At 35.2% G+C, this 3,755-nt stretch carries 4 protein-coding genes, 2 pseudogenes and 1 other annotated feature; all 6 genes and pseudogenes read right to left on the bottom strand.

Annotated elements, in window-relative coordinates; genetic code table 11:
• Positions 1–55: 55 nt before the first annotated feature.
• Positions 56–274 (bottom strand) — a binding site (T-box leader).
• The gene (locus tag RT405_RS12465; RefSeq protein ID WP_313470108.1) at positions 270–935 is read right to left on the bottom strand and encodes a DivIVA domain-containing protein; all 666 of its coding nucleotides are present in this window, start codon (positions 933–935) and stop codon (positions 270–272) included. It overlaps the preceding feature by 5 nt.
• A 59-nt stretch (positions 936–994) precedes the next feature.
• Positions 995–1,761, bottom strand: a pseudogene (locus RT405_RS12460) (RNA-binding protein).
• 16 nt (positions 1,762–1,777) lie between these two features.
• Entirely contained in the window at positions 1,778–2,044 is a 267-nt protein-coding gene (locus RT405_RS12455) for a YggT family protein (RefSeq protein WP_313470111.1), read from the bottom strand.
• A 47-nt stretch (positions 2,045–2,091) separates the two neighbouring features.
• Entirely contained in the window at positions 2,092–2,583 is a 492-nt protein-coding gene (locus tag RT405_RS12450) for a cell division protein SepF (RefSeq protein WP_313470106.1), read from the bottom strand.
• Positions 2,584–2,626: 43 nt separating this feature from the next.
• A complete protein-coding gene (locus tag RT405_RS12445; RefSeq protein WP_313470105.1) occupies positions 2,627–3,304 on the bottom strand; it encodes a YggS family pyridoxal phosphate-dependent enzyme in 678 nt (225 codons plus the stop codon).
• A 4-nt stretch (positions 3,305–3,308) separates the two neighbouring features.
• Positions 3,309–3,755, bottom strand: a pseudogene (locus tag RT405_RS12440) (cell division protein FtsZ); the annotation flags it as partial.

The following is a 3,755-nucleotide window of genomic DNA, read 5'->3' as shown; positions in this document are numbered from 1 at the left end:
GTACTGCTTCCTTTAAAAAGATGCAACTTCCTTACACAAAAAAACTCCGCCCCTAAAAAGGGACGAAGTTTTTCGCGGTACCACCCAAGTTTAGAAAATAGCACCCTATTTTCTCTCAAGTAATGGATAACGGTCATTACCCGGCTAATTTTACTCCCTCTTTCAAATTAGCACTCTTGGAGGATCTTACAATAAAAGGGACTGTTAGACTTTCACCATTTTCTAACTCGCTAAAAAGTTTTTTATTGTTTTCTGTTCCAATCATTGTTTTACGCGTTTGGTAATTCTATTGCAGGCATTGTGCCTTCTGTAGGTTGTTCTGCAGCTGCTGAATCAGTATCGTTTTCTTGATCAGCCGTTGTTTCTTCTCGTTCTGATTCAACTAACTGTTCATTTTCTTCTTGATCTTCTTTTTGTTCCAAACTAGAAAGCATCTCTTTTAATGTAGGGATCGCCAAAGCTTCATCTTGTGAAGGTTTTAAAATGTCTTCCCATTCTTCGTTTTTAACCATCTCTAATTGAGATTCGATCATCAATTGTAATCGTTGCTTAAAGACTCTGCTTTGTTTTCTCAATTCATCGGTCTCAGTTGTAATCTTTTTTGCTTTAACGACTGCTTCGTCCAACAAACGATCTGCATTTTTCTCAGCTTCTAACCTAATCAATTCTGCTTCTTTTGCAGCATTTTCTTTCAAGCGATCTGCAGCGTCTTGAGCTACTATTATAGACTTATTTAACGCATCTTGCAAATTATTATAATGAGTTACTTTTTCTTCAGAAAATTTTAAATTCTTTTCTAATTCACGATTTTCTTTAAGAACCATTTCATAGTCTTTAATAATTTGATCCAAGTAATCATTTACTTCATCTTGATCATAACCACGCATCTTGACGGGGAACTCTTTATTATGTATATCTAAAGGAGTTAACACCATTGAAGACACCTCCATTATCTTATTTTTTTACAAGTTGTTGCTGAGAATGACTCATCCATTTACTTATGCAGTATACCGAATTGTACGCGCCATTTATCTTTTTTAGTTTTTCCTGCAATCTTCCAAACCCCCGCACTGAAACAATATCTAATAAACCCAATTCAAAATCTGGCCGCGTTAGTTCTGCCCAATTTAATTTGATTTTACCTGATTCAATCATTTGTTTTGCTCTTTGCCGGGAGATTTTAAATAGACTAGCAATAACCGTATCTAAACGCATAGAAGAGACTGTTTCTTGAACAATTGTCCAACTGTCAATAGGTACTAAAATATCAAGATATGTTTTTTCTTCCATCCGTATAGAAACATTTCCTATTTTTTCTATTTGGTTTCCAATAAAATTCTTCATATTATTCTCTATAAAAAATTGCCATCTTTCTCCGTCGGATATAATATCGCCAAAATGGTTTCTTTTAAGGCCAGTTGATAACAAGGTCCCCAACACTTTTCCATGTGATAATTTGGCAAATTTAACAGGATAACGGATTTCAAATAATGCAATATCAAAATCATCTTGTTTCGGTATAAAATACTCAGGACAGATATACACTCTAATTCGTTCAGCGGCTTCATAGCCGCCGAATGAATAGATTTTTATACCGCTTCTTTTCCCTACGATTGTCTCCAGTATATATACTTGTCTCGGGTCTAAAAAATTAGTGAGATAAGGGGTGTACTGGTCTTCACATTCTTGTACCCACTCTGTCACTTGATCAATAAAAGGACGTTCTTCTTTTCTAAAGTGTTGGTAAACATTCTCTATCATCAGAAAGCCTCCTCATTCAAAAGCCCATCAATAATCTCAATATTATTTGAAAGAGAGAATACAATCCTCTTTGTGCTAAGTTCAATACAAAGATACCCACAATTCCTGAAACACTGATCATTCCTATTGGTGGGATGATCCTCCTAAAAAAACCTAAATAAGGTTCGCAAATACGAGCCAAGATTTGACCAAATTTAGATTGATAAGCTCCTGGAAGCCAAGACATCAAAATATATATAACAAGGAGCGTCGAATAAATTTGAATTAATTTTGTTAGAATCACATATAAACCAGAAATAATAGTAAACACTTTTAGGCTATTCCTCTTTTCTAATATAAATCTTTTTCTCTCATTATATCTGTTAATGCTCCATCAATGCTGACATTTTTTGGAGTGCATAAAAAGATTTCATTTCCTATACGTTGGATGTCTCCATCTAATGCATAAACCGTCCCAGTCAAAAAGTCTACAATTCTCTTTGCCTGTTCTTCATCCATACGGACAAAATTTAAAACGACTGATTGATCATTTAACAAGATATTTGCAATTTCTTGTACTTCTGAATAAACCCGTGGTTCGAAAATAGTTATTTTAGACTGTTGTTGTGTAGGGTGTTGATTAATTGATACAACTTTATTACTTTTAGCCTGCTCACGTCTTGTATTGATTATGGGAGCCGCTGTTGCGTCAATATTTCGTTGCTTATTAGATTTAGAAGAAACAGGGATGCCTGTTTCTTTCGAAGGGTTCATCTCGTCGTCGTTTATTTCTTCCTCTTCATCTAAACCAAAAAAACGATTAAAATTATTCATCATTCCCATTTTAATCCTCTCCTCAATCAAGCAAATTTTTCTAACCCTTATGTTACTCTTTAAACAACGTTGTTCCTACTCTGATAAACGTTGCTCCTTCTTCGACAGCGATTTGAAAGTCTCCGCTCATCCCCATGCTAAGTTCCGTACATGGAGCATAACTTAAAGCTTTTTCTGCTATTTTCTGTTGGTAGTCTTTTAACGTTGCAAAAATATGACGTATTCTGGTTTTATCATCTGTTAATGGCGCCATTGTCATCAAACCAATGATTTTAATTTTAGGGTAGTCAGCTAGCTTCTGAATAAATTCCTCTATCTCATCTGGTTTTATCCCGCTTTTTGACATTTCCCCGCTTACGTTTACTTGTAGAAAACAAGAAATAACTGTTTCAGCTCTTTTTTCGATCTCCTTTGCTAACGATAGACGATCCAATGAATGTAAGAAATCAATCTGATTGATTACACTTTTCACTTTTCTAGTCTGCAAATTCCCAATAAAGTGCCACGTAATTTTTTCTTTACTCATTATTTCTTGTTTTTGGATTAATCCTTCAGGTCGATTTTCGGCTAATTGGTGAAAACCTTCTTGAAGGATCGCTTTTGTTAATTCAGCAGAAACATTTTTAGTAACAGCAATGACTTCCACACTTGATCTTTCACGATGTGCTTTTTCAAGTGACTCGTTTAATTCTTTTTCAAACTGAAGAACATTTTCATGAACATTTACCATACTGTTATTTACGACGTCTTCTAAAGAATGGTGGAGTATCTAGATTATCATCCTCGTTACTTTGTGTTCTTTCTTGATTTTCTTCGCGTTTGAAAACATCAAATTCTGGCTTGTCTTTTTCAAAAGTTGAATCATTTTGGTTATTAGGAATATGTTGATCGCGGACACTAGGCTCGCGGCGAATATCCCAATCGCCAAAAGGATCTTTTGAAGCACGCGGTTGTGCGGTTGAGCCCGAATTTTTTCTTCTTTGAGATTCGTTTCCTTCTGAACTGCGATTGCGGCCAGAAGTTTGTGTACGGCCTTCTTTTGTTTTTGTAGTATCAATACCAGTAGCAATAACCGTTACAATAACTTCGTCGCCTAAGTTTTCATTAATGGATGTTCCGAAAATAATATTTACTTCTGTTGTAGAAGCTGAAGAAACAATGTCTGAAGCATCTTGCGCTTC

The sequence above is a fragment of the Carnobacterium sp. genome, assembly GCF_032094055.1.
Classification (GTDB): Bacteria; Bacillota; Bacilli; order Lactobacillales; family Carnobacteriaceae; genus Carnobacterium_A.
Note: the sequence above shows the minus strand (reverse complement) of the source record. Positions and strands in the feature narration are given on the sequence as shown.